This is a genomic window from Accumulibacter sp., from assembly GCF_029255285.1.
Classification (GTDB): Bacteria; Pseudomonadota; Gammaproteobacteria; order Burkholderiales; family Rhodocyclaceae; genus Accumulibacter.
On sequence record NZ_JAPUVI010000043.1, the window covers coordinates 1 to 14,999 of the forward strand.

Annotated in this window: 18 protein-coding genes; 5 read left to right on the top strand and 13 right to left on the bottom strand. The window is 62.9% G+C overall.

Annotation, left to right across the window (positions count from 1 at the left end; genetic code table 11):
* Positions 1 to 131: 131 nt before the first annotated feature.
* The 3 genes from Q1M07_RS06140 to guaB all read right to left on the bottom strand — a co-directional run bounded on the left by Q1M07_RS06140 (position 132) and on the right by guaB (position 3,692).
* On the bottom strand, positions 132 to 317 hold the full coding sequence (locus Q1M07_RS06140; protein WP_300452102.1) for a hypothetical protein: 186 nt from the start codon (positions 315 to 317) through the stop codon (positions 132 to 134).
* 258 nt (positions 318 to 575) lie between these two features.
* Positions 576 to 2,141 carry a glutamine-hydrolyzing GMP synthase gene (gene guaA / locus Q1M07_RS06145; protein ID WP_300452104.1) on the bottom strand — a complete coding sequence of 522 codons (1,566 nt, stop codon included), beginning with the start codon at positions 2,139 to 2,141 and terminating at the stop codon, positions 576 to 578.
* 93 nt (positions 2,142 to 2,234) lie between these two features.
* Positions 2,235 to 3,692 carry an IMP dehydrogenase gene (guaB, locus tag Q1M07_RS06150; protein WP_300452106.1) on the bottom strand — a complete coding sequence of 486 codons (1,458 nt, stop codon included), beginning with the start codon at positions 3,690 to 3,692 and terminating at the stop codon, positions 2,235 to 2,237.
* A 62-nt stretch (positions 3,693 to 3,754) separates the two neighbouring features.
* On the opposite strand from guaB, the gene Q1M07_RS06155 reads away from it, so the two are divergent.
* Positions 3,755 to 4,198: a DUF4124 domain-containing protein gene (locus tag Q1M07_RS06155; RefSeq protein WP_300452108.1), complete on the top strand. Its 444-nt coding sequence runs from the start codon at positions 3,755 to 3,757 to the stop codon at positions 4,196 to 4,198.
* A 1-nt stretch (position 4,199) separates the two neighbouring features.
* Here the strand turns inward: Q1M07_RS06155 and Q1M07_RS06160 are convergent, their stop codons facing one another.
* Complete coding sequence (locus Q1M07_RS06160; protein ID WP_300452110.1) at positions 4,200 to 4,520, bottom strand: RnfH family protein; 321 nt, start codon at positions 4,518 to 4,520, stop codon at positions 4,200 to 4,202.
* Positions 4,513 to 4,956, bottom strand: coding sequence for a type II toxin-antitoxin system RatA family toxin (locus Q1M07_RS06165; protein WP_300452352.1), 444 nt, complete (start codon positions 4,954 to 4,956; stop codon positions 4,513 to 4,515). Before Q1M07_RS06165 ends, Q1M07_RS06160 begins: the two co-directional genes overlap by 8 nt.
* An 89-nt stretch (positions 4,957 to 5,045) precedes the next feature.
* On the opposite strand from Q1M07_RS06165, the gene smpB reads away from it, so the two are divergent.
* Both smpB and Q1M07_RS06175 read left to right on the top strand, forming a co-directional pair.
* The gene (smpB, locus tag Q1M07_RS06170; protein WP_300452111.1) at positions 5,046 to 5,492 is read left to right on the top strand and encodes an SsrA-binding protein SmpB; all 447 of its coding nucleotides are present in this window, start codon (positions 5,046 to 5,048) and stop codon (positions 5,490 to 5,492) included.
* A gap of 81 nt (positions 5,493 to 5,573) precedes the next feature.
* Entirely contained in the window at positions 5,574 to 6,893 is a 1,320-nt protein-coding gene (locus tag Q1M07_RS06175) for an NYN domain-containing protein (RefSeq protein WP_300452113.1), read from the top strand.
* A 118-nt stretch (positions 6,894 to 7,011) separates the two neighbouring features.
* Here Q1M07_RS06175 and panD read toward each other — a convergent pair whose 3' ends face one another.
* The 3 genes from panD to panB are packed head-to-tail and all read right to left on the bottom strand — an operon-like array spanning position 7,012 to position 9,125.
* The gene (panD, locus tag Q1M07_RS06180) at positions 7,012 to 7,395 is read right to left on the bottom strand and encodes an aspartate 1-decarboxylase (protein ID WP_300452114.1); all 384 of its coding nucleotides are present in this window, start codon (positions 7,393 to 7,395) and stop codon (positions 7,012 to 7,014) included.
* A 57-nt stretch (positions 7,396 to 7,452) separates the two neighbouring features.
* A complete protein-coding gene (gene panC / locus Q1M07_RS06185; RefSeq protein WP_300452116.1) occupies positions 7,453 to 8,298 on the bottom strand; it encodes a pantoate--beta-alanine ligase in 846 nt (281 codons plus the stop codon).
* Positions 8,299 to 8,312: 14 nt separating this feature from the next.
* Positions 8,313 to 9,125: a 3-methyl-2-oxobutanoate hydroxymethyltransferase gene (panB, locus tag Q1M07_RS06190; RefSeq protein ID WP_300452118.1), complete on the bottom strand. Its 813-nt coding sequence runs from the start codon at positions 9,123 to 9,125 to the stop codon at positions 8,313 to 8,315.
* 489 nt (positions 9,126 to 9,614) lie between these two features.
* On the opposite strand from panB, the gene Q1M07_RS06195 reads away from it, so the two are divergent.
* Positions 9,615 to 9,839 (top strand): hypothetical protein, encoded by a 225-nt coding sequence (locus Q1M07_RS06195; RefSeq protein ID WP_300452120.1) that lies wholly within the window; start codon positions 9,615 to 9,617, stop codon positions 9,837 to 9,839.
* Here Q1M07_RS06195 and folK read toward each other — a convergent pair.
* The 4 genes from folK to hda all read right to left on the bottom strand — a co-directional run bounded on the left by folK (position 9,827) and on the right by hda (position 13,246).
* Entirely contained in the window at positions 9,827 to 10,330 is a 504-nt protein-coding gene (folK, locus tag Q1M07_RS06200; protein WP_300452121.1) for a 2-amino-4-hydroxy-6-hydroxymethyldihydropteridine diphosphokinase, read from the bottom strand. The genes Q1M07_RS06195 and folK overlap by 13 nt on opposite strands.
* Before the next feature lie 146 nt (positions 10,331 to 10,476).
* Positions 10,477 to 11,817: a polynucleotide adenylyltransferase PcnB gene (pcnB, locus tag Q1M07_RS06205; protein WP_300452123.1), complete on the bottom strand. Its 1,341-nt coding sequence runs from the start codon at positions 11,815 to 11,817 to the stop codon at positions 10,477 to 10,479.
* Positions 11,818 to 11,904: 87 nt separating this feature from the next.
* Positions 11,905 to 12,570, bottom strand: coding sequence for an HAD family hydrolase (locus Q1M07_RS06210; protein WP_300452125.1), 666 nt, complete (start codon positions 12,568 to 12,570; stop codon positions 11,905 to 11,907).
* 19 nt (positions 12,571 to 12,589) lie between these two features.
* Complete coding sequence (gene hda, locus Q1M07_RS06215) at positions 12,590 to 13,246, bottom strand: DnaA regulatory inactivator Hda (RefSeq protein WP_300452127.1); 657 nt, start codon at positions 13,244 to 13,246, stop codon at positions 12,590 to 12,592.
* A gap of 145 nt (positions 13,247 to 13,391) precedes the next feature.
* Between hda and purM the strand changes: the two genes are divergently transcribed.
* On the top strand, positions 13,392 to 14,429 hold the full coding sequence (purM, locus tag Q1M07_RS06220; RefSeq protein ID WP_300452129.1) for a phosphoribosylformylglycinamidine cyclo-ligase: 1,038 nt from the start codon (positions 13,392 to 13,394) through the stop codon (positions 14,427 to 14,429).
* 65 nt (positions 14,430 to 14,494) lie between these two features.
* Here purM and Q1M07_RS06225 read toward each other — a convergent pair whose 3' ends face one another.
* A complete protein-coding gene (locus Q1M07_RS06225) occupies positions 14,495 to 14,830 on the bottom strand; it encodes a hypothetical protein (protein WP_300452131.1) in 336 nt (111 codons plus the stop codon).
* Between the last annotated feature and the right edge of the window lie 169 nt (positions 14,831 to 14,999).

The window sequence follows — 14,999 nt, forward strand, 5'->3', positions numbered from 1 at the left end:
GCGCGCCAACCTGCTACATGCCCTTGCCAGTACGCTGCCACTTCGCCAGCCTTGCCCATCGCGCTCTCCCGTGAAAACCTCGAGAGGGTGCGGCAACTGGCACTGGATTGGTAGGTGGGCCCGATAGACGCTTACGGTGCGTGGCGAAGGCATGGCGAAGACCGTGGATACCGCCCTCGGGGGCGATGCCGGCGGCGATCGGTGGTAGGGTAGTACTTCGCCAGTTCGATCAGCGCACCGATGTAGGCTTCCTGGGTTCGTCCCGCCATTCCTCGCAGGCACATGGCGTTGCTCATGCGCTCACGCAGCTCACTCATGATCTTCTCCTCGATGGCTGCGGGGACGCCGCCCGCAACGACGAGGATCGAGGACTTGCGAGTGAGTTGGGAAGCGAGGTGTCGAGACCTCAAGCGGTCAGGGCAAGGGCGAGACCCAACGCCGGTAGCGACAGAGGGAGAACGCAAGGGCGCTGGGGTGCTTACACCAGCGCGCAGCGCTTTAATTCAACGAAATAAAAAAGCCCGAAGTGACGAGGGTTTAGGTGTGTTCTCGGCTACTCGGTGCCAGACGCCAAATCACTCCCACTCGATCGTCGCAGGCGGCTTACTCGAGATGTCGTAGACGACGCGGTTGATTCCCCTAACCTCGTTGATGATCCGGTTGGACACTTTGGCGAGCAGACTCAGCGGTAGCTTGGCCCACTGCGCGGTCATGAAGTCTTGAGTCTCCACCGCGCGCAGCGCGACGACGTGCTCGTAGGTTCGTCCATCACCCATGACGCCCACCGATTTTACCGGCAGGAAGACGGCAAATGCCTGGCTGGTCTTCTCGTACCAGCCGGCCGCGCGAAGCTCGTCGATGAAGATGGCGTCCGCGCGGCGCAGCAGCTCGGCGAACTCCGGTTTGACCTCGCCGAGTATCCGGACGCCGAGACCCGGACCCGGGAAGGGGTGACGATAGACCATGTCGTGCGGCAGGCCGAGGGCGACACCGAGTTCCCGCACCTCGTCCTTGAACAGCTCGCGCAAGGGTTCGAGGAGGTCGAGATTGAGCTTTTCCGGCAGGCCGCCAACGTTGTGGTGGCTCTTGATGGTGTGCGCCTTTTTCGTCTTGGAGCCGGCGGATTCGATCACGTCGGGGTAGATGGTACCTTGCGCCAGCCACTTGGCGTTGTTGAGCCGGCTCGCCTCGGCCTGGAAGACCTCGACGAACTCTCCGCCGATGATCTTGCGTTTTTGCTCGGGGTCGACCACGCCTTGCAGTCGTTTCATGAACTGCGCCGCGGCATTGACGTGTACGACCTTGACGCCGAGGTTGCGGGTGAAGGTCTCCATGACCTGCTCGGCTTCGTTCAGGCGAAGCAGGCCGTTATCGACGAAAACGCAGGTGAGCTGGTCGCCTATGGCGCGGTGGATGAGGGCGGCGGCGACCGAGGAATCGACGCCTCCGGAAAGGCCAAGAATGACCTCCTCGTGACCGACCTGCGAGCGAATGCGGGCGACAGCTTCGGCGACGTAATCCGGCATGTTCCAGTCGCGCCCGCAGCCGCAGATGTCGCGCACGAAGCGGCCGATGATTTCCTTTCCCTTCAGCGTGTGGGTGACTTCCGGATGGAACTGCACGGCGAAAAAGCCACGCGCTTCGTCGGCCATGGCGGCGACCGGCGTCGCCTCGTTGCTGCCGATGAGTCTGAAGCCCGGGGGCAAGCGCGTGACTTTGTCGCCGTGGCTCATCCAGACATCGAGCAAACCATGTCCTTGCTCATTGCGGCGATCCTCGAGGCCCCTGAACAAGGCCGAGTGGCCATGGGCGCGGACTTCGGCATAGCCGAACTCGCGCCTCGCCGAGTTCTCGACCTGGCCACCGAGCTGGGCCGCCATCGTTTGCATGCCGTAACAGATGCCCAATACCGGCACCCCCAGTTCGAATACTACCGGTGGCGCCTTGAAGTCTTCGACCTCGTAGACCGAGTTCGGGCCACCGGAGAGAATGATTCCTTGTGGCCTGAAATCGCGGATGAATTCCTCGGCGACGTCATAGGGATGCAGTTCGCAGTACACCTGATGCTCGCGTACGCGGCGAGCGATCAGTTGCGCGACCTGCGAACCAAAGTCGAGAATCAGAATCTTTTGGTGGGACATGGCGGCATCTCAAAAATGGAGCGGGCGGCCCTTCCGCCGCCCGCTGATGGTCTTCGTCGGCCCTTGGCCGTTACCCCTTTCCCCTTGGCAGCATCACTCGACATGGTAGTTGGGAGCTTCCTTGGTGATCTGTACGTCATGGACGTGCGACTCCCTGACTCCGGCCGACGTGATTTCGACAAAGGCGGCCTTGTCGTGCATTTCGGCGATCGTTCGGCAACCGAGATAGCCCATCGACGAGCGTAAGCCACCCATCAACTGATGGATGACCGCCAGCACCGAACCCTTGTAGGGAACACGTCCCTCAATGCCTTCCGGTACCAGTTTGTCGAGCGTCGCGGTATCCTGAAAGTAACGGTCGGCAGCGCCAGCAGTCATGGCACCGATCGAACCCATGCCGCGGTACGACTTGTAGGAGCGGCCCTGGTACAGTTCCACCTCGCCGGGTGCTTCTTCGGTTCCGGCAAAAAGTCCGCCAAGCATTACCGCGTCACCTCCCGCCGCAATGGCTTTCGAGATGTCTCCCGAATAGCGGATACCGCCGTCGGCGATCAGCGGAACGCCACTACCCTTGAGCGCCTCGAACACCATCTGGATGGCGGTGATCTGCGGCACGCCGACGCCGGCAACGATACGCGTCGTGCAGATCGAACCTGGCCCGATTCCTACCTTGACACCGTCGGCGCCATGATCCAGCATCGCCTGTGCGGCTTCGGCGGTGGCGATGTTGCCGCCGATCACTTCGACCAAAGGAAAGTTCTTCTTGACCCACTTGACGCGGTCGAGGACGCCTTGCGAATGTCCGTGTGCGGTGTCCACGACCAGTACGTCGACCCCAGCCTCGGCCAGCAGTTCGGCTCGTTCTTCGGTCCCCGGACCGACACCGAGGGCGGCACCGACGCGCAAGCGGCCAGCTGCATCCTTGCTGGCATAAGGATGCTCGGTCGTCTTGATGATGTCCTTGACGGTGATCAGCCCACGCAGTTCGAAGGTTTCGTTGACCACCAGAACGCGTTCGAGGCGGTGCTTGTGGATCAATGCCTTGCCTTCCTCGACAGTGGCTCCCTCCGGTACCGTCACCAAGCGCTCGCGTGGCGTCATGATGTTGCTGACCGGCTGGTCGAGGCGGGTTTCGAAGCGCAGGTCGCGGTTGGTGACGATGCCGACGACGACCCGGCCATCGAGCACCGGCACGCCCGAAATCTTGTGCAGACGGGTCAGCGCCAGAACGTCACGCACCGACATGGTCGGCGGAACGGTGATCGGATCCTTGAGAATTCCCGACTCGAAGCGCTTGACTTTGGCGGCTTCGACGGCCTGTGCTTTCGGGCTGAGGTTCTTGTGGACGATGCCGATTCCCCCCTCCTGGGCGAGAGCGATCGCCAGGCGACTTTCGGTCACGGTGTCCATGGCTGCCGAGACGAGTGGCAGGTTGAGGCTGATGTTGCGTGTCAGACGAGTCTTCAGCGTGACATCGCGCGGCATCACGGTGGAGTGGGCGGGAAGGAGGAGGACGTCGTCGAACGTCAGCGCCCTTTGGATTACACGCATGGCCTTTGATCCGAGGTCACAAAAACGTATTATACAGTGTGCTTTCTTATCGCTGAACGACCATGAAACACTTTGCTATTGCCGTTGTGGTGTGCTTTGCCGCCTGCGCGGCACATGCCCAGATCTATCAATGGCGGGACGAAAACAACAAGACCGTGATTTCGGATCGCCCGCCGGCGGGCAAGGCGCGTCAGCAGAAGAAGATCGACGCTGAAGCTCCGTCGGCGAGCAGCGATCCCGGAAAGACGATGGCCGACCGCGAGATGGATTTTCGCAAGCGTCAGAAGGAATCCCAGGAAGCCGCCGAGAAAAGCGAAAAGGAACAGCGCGCGGCGGCCGACCGGAAGGCCAACTGCGAAGCCGCGCGCAACTCGCTGCAAGTTCTGGAATCCGGTCAGCGGATCTCGATGCGCGATAGCCAGGGTGAGCGCATCATCCTTGACGACGCTCAGCGCGAACAAGAACTCGCCAGAAGTCGCAAAGCCGTGGAAGCCAACTGCAAGTGAGCTACTCGCCGTCGCTGTCGCCGGCGCCCTTTTTCATGATCTTGCCTTCGGCGGCGCGCTGCTTGCGTACTTCCTTCGGATCGGCAATCAACGGGCGATAAATCTCGACACGGTCCTGATCGCGCAGCGGCGCGTCGAGCTTGCTCAGCTTGGCGAAGATGCCGACCTTGTTTTTCGTCAGATCGATTTCGGGGTATTTCTGCAACAGTCCCGAGGCCTCTATCGCGTGCCGCAGCGTGCTGCCTGGCGGCAGTTTCAGGCGGACGATCTGTTGCCTGGCAGGTAGCGCGTAAATCACTTCGACGCTCAGCGGATCAGGCATTTGGCATTCCATGCACTTCGTTGGCGCGCTTTACGAAAGCGTCGACAAAAGTATTGGCGATCTGACTGAAAACCGGGCCGATCACCTTTTCGAACATGCGGCTCGAAAACTCGTAGGAAAGCTGGAATTCAATCTTGCAGGCCTGTTCGGTCAGCGGCTTGAAACGCCAAAGGCCGTCAAGGCGACGAAAGGGGCCATCGACCAGACTGATTTTCATCCACAAAGGGGACTCCTTATCGTTCTCGGTCGTGAAGTGCGACTTGACGCTGCGGTAATTGATGTGCAGGGTGGCCACCGTCTTTCGGTCGTTCCGAAACTCACAGCGTGTCTGGCTGCACCACGGCAGGAACTGCGGATAGTCCTCGACGCGGTCGACGAGATCGAACATCTGCTTGGAAGAATGCTCGATCAGCACCGACTTGTTGACCATGGCCATCCGCTGCCACACCTCATGAATCCTGTAGAATCAATCATTCTAACACTCTCCGTCCCATCCCGAATCCACTTACCCCGAGAAACGGCACCATGAGTATCGTCGCCAACAAGAAGGCTTTTCATGACTTTTTCATCGAAGAGAAGATCGAGGCCGGTCTGCTCCTCGAGGGCTGGGAAGTGAAAGCCATCCGTGGCGGCCGAGCAAGCATCAAGGAAGCTTACGTGGTCATCCGAGGCGGCGAAGTCTTCCTGTTCGGCATGCATGTCACGCCGCTGCTGGCGGCGTCGACGCATGTCAGGCCCGACCCGGTACGAACCCGTAAGTTGCTGCTGCACAGCAGGCAGATCGGCAAGCTGATCGGCCAGGTCGAACGTTCTGGCTACACCTTGGTGCCGCTCGATCTGCATTTTCAGCGCGGCCGCATCAAGATCGAAATTGGCCTGGCGAAGGGCAAGAAACAGTACGACAAGCGGGAGTCGGAGAAAGAACGCGACTGGGTTCGCGAAAGAGCGCGTCTGTTGCGCGAGAAAGCCTAGGGTGGGTTGACGGCGCACCAAATAGACCGATGTGAAGAGGGCGATAATTGTTTACCATCGAGTCTTTGCAGAAAGGGAATCATGGCCGTCGCGCCCGAGAACGCCATCATGGCGTTGTATTGTGACTTTGAGAACGTCGCGCTTGGTGTGCGCGACGCCAAGTACGACAAGTTCGACATCAAGCCGGTACTCGAGCGCCTTCTGCTCAAGGGCAGTATCGTCGTCAAGAAGGCCTACTGTGACTGGGAGAGATACAAGGGCTTCAAGTCGACCATGCACGAGGCGAGCTTCGAACTGATCGAGATTCCCCATCTTCGGCAGTCCGGCAAGAACTCGGCCGACATCCGGCTGGTGGTCGATGCACTGGATCTTTGCTACACCAAGTCGCACGTTGACACCTTCGTGATTATCAGCGGCGACTCCGACTTTTCGCCGCTGGTATCGAAGTTGCGCGAAAACGCCAAGTACGTGATTGGGGTGGGCGTCAAGCAGTCGACTTCGGATCTGCTGATCGGTAACTGCGACGAGTTCATCTTCTACGACGACCTGGTGCGCGAGAGTCAGCGAACGGCGAGACGCGATTCGAAGGAATTGCCGCCGGCGGTTCGGCGTTCGCCCGAGGAGGATGCGCAGCGCCGGGCCGAAGTCGAAGCGCGGCGCAGCAAGGCGATCGAACTTGCGGTGGCGACTTTCGATGCCCTGGTCGCCGAGCGCGGTGACAGCAGCAAGATCTGGGCGTCCATGCTCAAGGAAGCGATCAAACGGCGTAAGCCGGACTTTAGCGAGTCGTACTACGGTTTCCGGGCTTTCGGCAACCTGCTCGAGGAGGCGCAAGCGCGCGGTCTGCTGGAAATCGGCCGCGACGAGAAGTCGGGGACTTACGTCTATCGCACTAACGGTGTGCCCGCACCACTTCCGCCTGCAGTCGAGCCGCTGCTCGAAACGGTGACAGAGACGCTCGTCGAGCCGGTGGACGAGGGCGTCGGCGGCGAGCCGGCGACCGAGGCGTCGGACGTTCGCCGGAAGGCGCAGGGCAGGCGCAAGGCGGGCGAAAAAGGGGTGCGGCGGAGTCGCGCAAAGGAAGTCAAGGAAGACGCCGTGGACGCCGAAGTCGTCGAGCGCGCGGCGGACCTTGTCATGGCACCTGCTGTCCATGATCTGCCGACCGACGGCCAGGTTCCGGGAGCGAGCGAGGCGGCCGGTGAAATCCCGGCCGCCGAAGTGAGCCTAACGACAGCCGGCGTCGAGAGCTTGCCGGCGGTAGGCGAAGCTGAACCGGCTGCCGAACAGATGACTCCGCTGGTGTCGGGTGACGAAACCCCGGCCAAGATGGTACAGAAGCCCGCGAGCCGCAGCCGCCGGCCGCGCAAGCCTAAGGAAGCGCCGGAAGAAGCCGTCTGAAGCACTTCCGAACGGTCGTCGGTCGGTCTGTGCGGCGCGCCGGTCGACGGAAAAAACCGATCGGTCAACGAAAAAGCCGCGACCAAGGTCGCGGCTTTCGGCACCTCAGAGAGCGCCGTCAGGCCGCTGCCTGTGCCGGAATGTGGCCGGCGGTACGGACGATCCGATTCTGGGTATCCACGTAGATGAGTTGCGGGGCGTACTTGGCAAGTTCGACTTCGTTGTACACCGCAAAGCTGGCGATGATCAGGATGTCACCCGGTGCCGCGCGGCGGGCCGCCGAACCATTGACCGAAATGACACCTGACCCTCGTTCCGCGCGTAGTGCGTAGGTCGTGAAGCGTTCGCCGTTGTTCACGTTCCAGATGTCGATCTGTTCGTATTCACGGATGTTTGCTGCATCGAGAAGGTCCTCATCGATTGCGCAGGACCCTTCATAGTGAAGCTCGGCATGCGTGGCGCTAACGCGGTGCAGCTTTGACTTCAGCATTGTTCTCTGCATGGAATCACCAGTTCGGAGTTGGAGGGGAAGGGCATTGTAGCGACTAATCGCGGCCTGTCAACGACTCCCGTCGAGCTCGATTTCGACGTTGTCGATCAGTCGTGCGGTGCCCAGCCGACTGGCTCCGAGGGCCACCAGCGAGCGTTCTTCGGCGTGCTCCGGAGGCTGCAGATCGGCCTGTCTGCGCAGTGCGACGTAGTCGGTTTTCCAGCCGTGGCGGTCGAGTTCGGCCGCCGCTTCGCGCTCGAGTCGGGCGAAATCGCGTTCGCCGGCGCGGACCGCGCGACGCATACCGTCGAGCAGGCGGTAGAGGCGCGGTGCCTCGGCACGCTCGGCTGGCGAAAGGTAGGCGTTGCGCGACGACAGGGCCAGCCCATCGTCGGCTCGCACGGTCTCACTGCCGACGATGTCGATCGGCAAGGCGAGCTGACGCGTCATGTTGCGCAAGACCATCAGTTGCTGGTAGTCCTTCTTGCCGAACAAGGCGACTTGCGGCTGAACGATGTTGAACAGCTTGAGAACGACGGTCGCGACGCCGCGGAAGTGGCCGGGCCTAAAATGACCGTCGAGTTGATGCTGAATCTCGGGCGGGTCGACATGATATTGCTGGGCTTCCGGATAGAGATCCGTTTCGCCGGGGGCGAACAACAGATCCACTCCGGCCGCCTCGAGTTGCGCGCAATCGGCCGCAAAGGTGCGCGGATAGCGATCGAAGTCGTCGTTGGGCCCGAACTGCAGGCGGTTCACGAAAATGCTGACGACCACCGTCTGGCCGTGCGAACGAGCGCGGGTCATCAGCGCGATATGGCCAGCGTGGAGATTGCCCATCGTCGGCACGAAGACGATGCCTTCCCGGCTTTTCAGAGCCGTGCGCATCTCCGGAATCGTGGAGTAGATCTGCATCTTGCCGGCCTCTGTCAGTACGCGTGTTCCGGGCCCGGGAAACTACCGTCCTTGACCGCGCCGACGTAGGCTGCGATGGCTTCGGCGATCGACGTCCGCCCGTCCATGAAGTTCCTTACGAAGCGGGCCTTGCGGCCGGCCGAGACGTCCAGCATGTCGTGCAGGACGAGTACTTGGCCGGAGCATTCGCGGCCAGCGCCAATGCCTATCGTCGCGATGGCGAGCTTGTCCGTCACCGCCGCGGCCAAAGCCTGCGGAATCGCTTCCAGGACGATCAGCCCGGCGCCGGCATCCTGCTGCGCCAGTGCGTCGGCGATCAGCCGAGCGGCGGCGGCTTCGTCGCGCCCCTGAACACGATAACCCCCGAGCTGATGGACTGACTGCGGCGTCAAGCCGACGTGCGCGCAGACCGGGATGCCGCGCGTGGTCAAGAAGTGCGTCGTCTCCGCCATCTCGACACCGCCTTCGAGCTTGACCATCTGAGCACCAGCCGCCATCAGTTTGGCGGCATGGCGCAAGGCGCGCGATGGGCTTTCCTGGAAGCTACCGAAAGGCATGTCGGCAATCACCAGTGGGCGCCGGCTGCCGCGTGCGACACTCGCCGTGTGGTAGGCGATGTCGGACAGGGTGACCGGGAGCGTCGAATCGTGGCCTTGCAGAACCATGCCCAGCGAATCGCCGATCAGCAGGGCGTCGACGCCTGACGCATCGCAGAGTTGAGCGAAGCTCGCGTCGTAGCAGGTCAGAACCGCGATCTTTTCGCCGTTGGCACGCATCTTGGCGAGGTCCAGATGCGTCAGTCGGCGCGTTGCAACGTGAGTGGACATGGGTTTACTCCAGGTTGAAGGTAATCTTGCTCGGGGCGTCGCGTCGATTTTCGGCTGGCGGCGCCACGCCGCCACTGATCGCCCGCGTCGGCGGTCGCCCATCTCGCCGCCCGGCGCTCCGGGCGACAGGCTCGCCGCGGTGTCGCAGCGAGCCGTGAATCCCTTCCGTACCCCCAAACATCGTGCCACTCCCCTGGTTTTTCGGCCGCTCCGGCGCATTGCTCGGCGTCCTCGCGGCCAGCGTATTGAAACGGCGCCTAGGATACACAGAGCGGCGCGAAGATGCTCGGGTTTGCGTCGCCGCGGACAGAAAAAAACTGCGCATTCGTGGCGATACGGCAGGGGCTGACGGCGTTTCGCTTGTCGGTGCTGCCGTCGGCGGCGCCTGGTGTGGCATCAGAGGTTGCGGGACGCAACATCCGGTAACAACTCGTTACCTACCGATTGCCGGTTGCCGCGTTAACAGAGTGTGATCTGTCGGAGAAACCCATGAAAACGCTCCTTTCCGCCCTGTTTGCCGCCGCCAGCCTGGCCGCTTGCGTCGTCGTTCCCGCTGACCCGCCGGTCGTTGTCGGCGGACCGGCCTTCTACGTCAAGCCGCCACCGGTGCTCGTCGTTCCCGGTCGGCCGTACTACGGGTATGGTCGCGGCTACGGTTACGGCGCTGGTCATCGCCACGGTTATCCGCGCTATCGCCCCTACTACCGGGACTGAGAGGGTAGTTTTTCGACGCGCTGCAGGCTGACCGCCGGCAGCCAGGCGGCGGCGCTGCCGCGACCAGGGATTCGGCAAAGCGGTGCAATCTCGAGCAAAGGGGTGAGGACGAAGGCGCGCAAGTGCATGCGCGGGTGCGGAAGGCGGAGGTGTGGGCTATCGACCACCCGTTCGTCGTGGAGCAGCAGGTCGAGATCCAGCGTGCGCGGCGCATGATGAAATTCGCGGCGGCGACCAAAGCGACGTTCGATGCTGAACAGGGCATCGAGCAGCGCGGCGGGGTCGAGGTCGGTCGCCAATGCGGCCACAGCGTTGATGAAGTCGGGCTGGCCGTGGATTCCGACGGGTGCCGTGCGGTAAAGCGAGGACAGGCAGAGCAGTCGGGATTCGGGCAGGCCGGCGAGCGCCGCTCCGGCCGCCCGTACTTGTGCCACCGGGTCTTCCAGGTTGGCGCCGAGGGCGACGAAAGCCTGGTGCCGGTCACCAGGCACGCGTGGTCAGCATGGCACGATGCGTGCCGTGAAGGTCATCGACGCGAAGCCGCCGGCCTTATCGTTGGCGCGAGCCGTGGTGGAGCGGTCGCTGCCTGCCACGAAGCGCAGCCCGAACGCACGGGCGACAGTGTCGCCGGCCACCCTCATTCGGTGTTGCTCGGCCTGGTGCGCGCCGGCCGGCGACGGCGCTTTCTTGTCTCGCCCGCCGGCGGTGGCAGAAGCATTCCGGCCCGCTCCTCGTCACTGGCGTGCAGGAAGTCCGTCCACCAGGCGCCGATTTCCTGCGCCACCTCGCCCGACTCGACACGCAACAGCAGGAAGTCGTAACCGGCCCGGAAGCGCGGCTGCTGCAGGACGCCATAGGGACGCTTGCCGGAACGTTGTTCGAAACGCGGCTGCAGCGCCCAGATATCCTTGATGTCGCCAGCGATGCGGCGGGTTATCGCGAGTTTTTCGGCCTGCACGTCGAGCACCTCGTCCATCGCCTGGAAGAGCGCAGGAATCAGCGGGTCGCCCCGCTTCTTCAGCGCTTCCCACTTGATGAGTACTTCGTTCCAGAGTAGTGCCGCAAAGAGGAAGCCTGGAGAGACCGGTTTGCCTTCGCGCACACGGCGATCGGTGGATTCGAGAGCGAGCATGACGAAGCGTTCGCCGAGCGGCTGATCGAGAATCACGTCGAGCAAGGGCAGCAGCCCGTGATGCAGTCCCTCTTCACGCAGGCGCGTGACGCAGCGTACGGCATGGCCCGAGGTGAGCAGCTTGAGCATTTCGTCGAACAGTCGCGAGGGCGGCACATTCTCGATCAGCTCGGTCATTTCGCGGATCGGCCGGCTGGCCGCCGGATCGACCATCAGTCCGAGTTTGGCGGCCAGCCGGACGGCGCGCAGCATGCGCACCGGGTCTTCGCGGTAGCGCGTCTTCGGGTCGCCGATCATGCGCAGCGTTTTTTGCTTCAGGTCGGCGACTCCGTGGTGGTAGTCGACAATCGTCTCCGAGCTCGGATCGTAGTACAGCGCATTGACCGTGAAATCTCGACGGGCCGCGTCCTCGGCCTGGCTGCCGAAGACATTGTCGCGCAACACGCGGCCCTGCTCGTCGGTCTGCGCCTTGTTGCCACCCTGTTCGCCGTGATGACCACGGAAAGTAGTTACCTCGATGGTTTCCGTGCCGATGTTGACGTGCACGATCTGGAAGCGGCGGCCGATGATCCGCGCGCGTCGGAAGCAATGACGGACTTGCTCCGGCGTGGCGTTGGTGGCGACATCGAAATCCTTGGGCGTCAGGCCGGCGAGCAGGTCACGCACCGCACCTCCGACGACATAGGCCTGGTAGCCGTTCTCCTGCAGGGTTTCGATGGTTCGCCGGCAAGCGCGACTGATCTGATCGCTCTGCAGACCGTGCTGGGCGACGGCAATGACCGCCGGCCGTTCCGGCTTGGCGGGGCCGGTCCGTCCGAGGACGCGGGAAATGAACTTGCGGATCATCGCGGGTGGCTGGTCGCTCTTCTTGTGCTATAGGCGCGGCATGATAACGGATATTGGGCGCGCCATTACGGTCCTTAGGCCATGCGCTCAATCGAGCAGGCTGATGACCGGCCAGCCGGAGGCTTCGGCGTGTGCGCGCAAAGTCGGGTCGGGATCGACGGCAACCGGATGGCTGACCCGGGAGAGCAAGGGAAGGTCGTTTTGCGAGTCGCTGTAGAACCAGGAGCGCTCGAAACTGCTCCACCAAAGTCCCATAGCCTCGAGCCAGTCCTCGACACGGCGAATCTTGCCCTCGCGAAATGATGGCGTGCCGCGCGGTCGGCCGGTAAATTGGCCGTTTTCCTGCGCTGGAATGGTGGCAATCAGGTGCGCGATACCAAATTCGCGGATCGTCGCCGAGGTAACGAAGCTGTTGGTGGCGGTGACGACGACGCATAGCGCACCGCGTTCGGCATGCTCACGCACCAGGGCACGAGCCTTGCCGCTGACGATCGGTAGAATGTGTCGGGTCATGAACTCTCGATGCCAGGCGTCGAGCAGATGACGCGGGTGGCGCGCCAGGGGTTGCAACTGAAAGTCGAGAAAGAGATCGATGTCGAGCGTGCCGGCCTTGTACTGCTCGTAGAACTCCCGGTTTCTGACTTCGTACAGTTCGCGGTCGAGAACCCCCTTGTTGATCAGAAACTGCGCCCATTCGAAGTCGCTGTCGCCGGCAATCAGAGTGTTGTCGAGGTCGAAGAGAGTGAGGTCCATTGTTTCGCTTTCATTTGGCTCAGTGTTGCGGCGCTGTGTGCAGGACCTCGCGCAACAGCGGCAAGGTAATCGACCGCTTGTATTCGAGCGAATAGCGATCGATGGCGATCAGCAGGGCGGTCAAACTGCGCATGTCGCGCCGCGCGTGCAGGAAAAGATAGTTGAAGGCTTCGGGCGGCAGGCGCATGCCGCGCGCTCGTGCCTGCTCCTCGAGCGCGGCGCGTTGTTCGGCGTCACTCAGCGGCTGCAGTCGGTAGACCAGCCCGCTGCCCAGCCGCGTGCGCAGGTCTTCGCGCAGCATCAGGCGCAAGGGCGGCACGCTGGCGGCGGTGAGCAGGCGTCCGCCGTCCGCGGGCAGGCGGTTGATCAGGTTGAACAGGGCGATCTGTCCGCGCTCGCTGAGCGCTTCGACGTTGTCCACCGCCTGCCAGTCACCGGGCGCCACGACCCGCGACAAATCGGGATCCTGGCCGGCATCGTGGTAGGTGGCGTGACTGGCTCGCAGCAGGTGCGACTTGCCGGAGCCGGTGCCGCCCCAAAGATGGAACAGCGTTTCGCCGCCGCTCGGCGACAGCCAGGCGGCCAGTGCGGCAAGCGTTTCGACGTTCTCCCCGGCGACGAAGTTGTCGAGACCGGGAGGCACTTCCGGCAGCAAATCGAGGAGCAACTGACGCATTGAGAGGGGCTTGGAACTCGGCTGTTGGCGCGGCAATCAGCACGCCCCGCGGTCTTTTCGGATAAGATGCGGGCTCGCTGACGACGGCAGTGGCACATTCTACCACCGCGCCGCATTTGCCAGCCTTGCTTGGAACTCTCACCAGATGACTCAGGAATCGCTTTCCTATCGCGATGCCGGTGTCGATATCGACGCCGGCGATCAACTCGTCGAACGCATCAAGCCGCTGGCGAGAAAAACGCTGCGCGCCGGGGTGCTCGCCGGCATCGGCGGTTTCGGCGCGCTGTTCGAAGTGCCCGCCGGGTATCGCCAGCCAGTCCTCGTCACCGGGACCGACGGTGTCGGCACGAAGCTCAAGCTGGCTTTTCAATTGCAGCAGCATGACACCATCGGCATCGATCTGGTCGCCATGAGCGTCAATGACATCCTCGTGCAGGGAGCCGAACCGCTGTTTTTCCTCGATTACTTCGCCTGCGGCAAGCTCGATGTCGACATTGCCGCCGAGGTCGTCAAAGGGATTGCCCGTGGTTGCGAAATCGCCGGCTGCTCGCTGATCGGCGGCGAGACGGCCGAGATGCCGGGGATGTACGCCGACGGCGAGTACGATCTGGCCGGCTTCGCGGTCGGCGTGGTCGAAAAAGCGGCGATCATCGACGGGTCGACGATCGTTCCCGGCGACGTCCTGATTGGCCTGCCGTCGTCGGGCGCGCATTCGAACGGCTACTCGCTGGTGCGCAAGATCGTCGCCCGCGCTCAGCCGGACCTGGGCTCTCGTTTCGACGGCGAACGGACGCTCGGCGAAGCGATCATGGCGCCGACACGGATTTACACGTCGGCCTTGCTGGCGCTCAAGCAGGCTTTGCCGGTCAAGGGAATGGCGCATATCACCGGCGGCGGTCTGACCGGCAATGTGCCGCGTATCCTGCCGGCCGAGGTCAAGGCGGAGATCGTCCAGGCGGCTTGGCCGCGTCCGAAGCTTTTCGAGTGGCTGCAGGCGGAAGGCGGCGTCGCCGAGAGCGAAATGCACCGGGTGTTCAATTGCGGCGTCGGCATGGTCGTCGTCGTCGCGCGCGAGAATGTGCAGAGGGCGGTTCAGGTTCTGCGTGAGGCCGGCGAGGCGGCGGCGGTCATCGGCAGCATCAAGCCACGCCACCCGGACGAGGCGCCGGTGGTGGTCGTCTGAGGTACCTTACTGGCGGTTCCCGTACGATGGCGGCACTGGCCGTCCCGCTGGCCGCGGCGACCGTGTCAAACCTTGATGCTGATTCTTCCTTCCCCCGAAGCGGTACGGCGGCCCTTCTTGGAGCGCGTGTCGAGCAGGACCGCACGCTTTTCCGAACGGCGCTCCGCTCGCCGGCGTTCGCCGGCGAGCGGGGTTCCGGTGGCCGCCTGGAGCGGCGCCGCAGCGGGAACTGCCGGTCGGCGTGGGGTCTGTTCTCCGGACGCCGAGGGCCGGCCCTGCGGTGACGCCGTGAGATCGTTGGCAAGCCGGGCCGAAGCCTCCACCGGCTCGGCCTTGAGACCGTTTTCGTTGGCCCGGGTCAGGTTGGTGACCGGCGGGATGGCTTCCGATGGAATCCTCATAGTCCCCTTTCCTTCAGGTGGTCCCCAGGCGGCCGGGCAGCCGGCGAAGCTTCGACTGGCAAGGAATCGGCCGCTCGCCGACGGCAAACCGTTTGCGGGCGCTACTGTAACATTCGGCATCGGCAAGATAAACCTCTTTCAGGCAACGACTTGCGGGCGGCTTCGTTGC

What these genes read in the sequence shown, in the direction of transcription:
- Q1M07_RS06140 (WP_300452102.1), bottom strand. Translation starts at nt 317, where the DNA reads ATGAGTGAGCTGCGTGAGCGCATGAGCAACGCCATGTGCCTGCGAGGA.
- guaA (WP_300452104.1), bottom strand. Translation starts at nt 2,141, where the DNA reads ATGTCCCACCAAAAGATTCTGATTCTCGACTTTGGTTCGCAGGTCGCG.
- guaB (WP_300452106.1), bottom strand. Translation starts at nt 3,692, where the DNA reads ATGCGTGTAATCCAAAGGGCGCTGACGTTCGACGACGTCCTCCTCCTT.
- Q1M07_RS06155 (WP_300452108.1), top strand. Translation starts at nt 3,755, where the DNA reads ATGAAACACTTTGCTATTGCCGTTGTGGTGTGCTTTGCCGCCTGCGCG.
- Q1M07_RS06160 (WP_300452110.1), bottom strand. Translation starts at nt 4,520, where the DNA reads ATGCCTGATCCGCTGAGCGTCGAAGTGATTTACGCGCTACCTGCCAGG.
- Q1M07_RS06165 (WP_300452352.1), bottom strand. Translation starts at nt 4,956, where the DNA reads ATGGCCATGGTCAACAAGTCGGTGCTGATCGAGCATTCTTCCAAGCAG.
- smpB (WP_300452111.1), top strand. Translation starts at nt 5,046, where the DNA reads ATGAGTATCGTCGCCAACAAGAAGGCTTTTCATGACTTTTTCATCGAA.
- Q1M07_RS06175 (WP_300452113.1), top strand. Translation starts at nt 5,574, where the DNA reads ATGGCCGTCGCGCCCGAGAACGCCATCATGGCGTTGTATTGTGACTTT.
- panD (WP_300452114.1), bottom strand. Translation starts at nt 7,395, where the DNA reads ATGCAGAGAACAATGCTGAAGTCAAAGCTGCACCGCGTTAGCGCCACG.
- panC (WP_300452116.1), bottom strand. Translation starts at nt 8,298, where the DNA reads ATGCAGATCTACTCCACGATTCCGGAGATGCGCACGGCTCTGAAAAGC.
- panB (WP_300452118.1), bottom strand. Translation starts at nt 9,125, where the DNA reads ATGTCCACTCACGTTGCAACGCGCCGACTGACGCATCTGGACCTCGCC.
- Q1M07_RS06195 (WP_300452120.1), top strand. Translation starts at nt 9,615, where the DNA reads ATGAAAACGCTCCTTTCCGCCCTGTTTGCCGCCGCCAGCCTGGCCGCT.
- pcnB (WP_300452123.1), bottom strand. Translation starts at nt 11,817, where the DNA reads ATGATCCGCAAGTTCATTTCCCGCGTCCTCGGACGGACCGGCCCCGCC.
- Q1M07_RS06210 (WP_300452125.1), bottom strand. Translation starts at nt 12,570, where the DNA reads ATGGACCTCACTCTCTTCGACCTCGACAACACTCTGATTGCCGGCGAC.
- hda (WP_300452127.1), bottom strand. Translation starts at nt 13,246, where the DNA reads ATGCGTCAGTTGCTCCTCGATTTGCTGCCGGAAGTGCCTCCCGGTCTC.
- purM (WP_300452129.1), top strand. Translation starts at nt 13,392, where the DNA reads ATGACTCAGGAATCGCTTTCCTATCGCGATGCCGGTGTCGATATCGAC.
- Q1M07_RS06225 (WP_300452131.1), bottom strand. Translation starts at nt 14,830, where the DNA reads ATGAGGATTCCATCGGAAGCCATCCCGCCGGTCACCAACCTGACCCGG.